Here is an 857-nt window from a genome sequence, read left to right as displayed (position 1 = left end):
TCCTTGGCCTGGTTGCAGTCGTGACAGGCGACGGTCAGGTTGCTCACCCGGCTAGAGCCGTCCCGAGATTTCGCTACCACATGCTCGATTTCCAGGGGTGTATCACCGGTGCCGCAGTAGGTGCATTCCCGGCCCCATTTTTCCAGGAGGTATTCGCGCACCTCATAGCCCAGGAGCGTGCCTTGCTGGTACTCGACCCCGGAAATCTCCGGGTTTTCCATCTTCTGCAGATCGAATCGCACCAGCTCCATGCTCAGGTGAGTCACGGGTGCCCAGCGGCACAGTTTGTCCACCCTGGCCATGGTGGTATCGACCCGGTGTTGCAGGCTGGGCGGCAGCCAGCCCTTCTTGCGCGTGCGGTTATCAAAACGCGGCTGACGATAACGCAGGTTCTTGCTGCGACGCCGACGCCGAAAACCGGCACGTTGCTCCAAGGCTTGGCGAATCTGGAAGCCCCGATGCACCAACTGAAACAGGCAAAGCACATGGCGGGTTGCCGGGGCTTGCTCGTCCGTCGCGTTTTCTTCCAGACGCATCAGCGCCAGGCCGGTTTCCTTGCTGCCCGGATCAATGCCCAGCAACGTCGGCTGCAAGGCGCAGTCACTCAGGCAGCGATCCCGCAACCGGATCACAAAAGGGGTCAGGTTCACCACCACCGCCCGACCACGCTCCAGCAATAGCCGTGCGCGTTTTTCGCTACACGGCATCAACGGCTGCTTGTTCTTTCCCAATACGGACACCGCCATGCGATCTCCTTCTTAAATAGAACCCTTACGGGCCTGGTGACGCAGGTCTTCCAACCTGTCTCCCCTCGGGAATGTCTGCAACCGGCTCCTACCTTGCGGTAGCGACCAGAA

At 60.3% G+C, this 857-nt stretch carries 1 protein-coding gene; it reads right to left on the bottom strand.

Annotation, left to right across the window (positions count from 1 at the left end; genetic code table 11):
• The coding region (iscB, locus tag DU506_RS21280; RefSeq protein WP_181870853.1) for an RNA-guided endonuclease IscB at window positions 1-746 on the bottom strand (746 nt) is incomplete at its 3' end.
• Between the last annotated feature and the right edge of the window lie 111 nt (window positions 747-857).

The sequence above is a fragment of the Vreelandella rituensis genome (assembly GCF_003336665.1).
Classification (GTDB): Bacteria; Pseudomonadota; Gammaproteobacteria; order Pseudomonadales; family Halomonadaceae; genus Vreelandella; species Vreelandella rituensis.
Note: the sequence above shows the minus strand (reverse complement) of the source record. Positions and strands in the feature narration are given on the sequence as shown.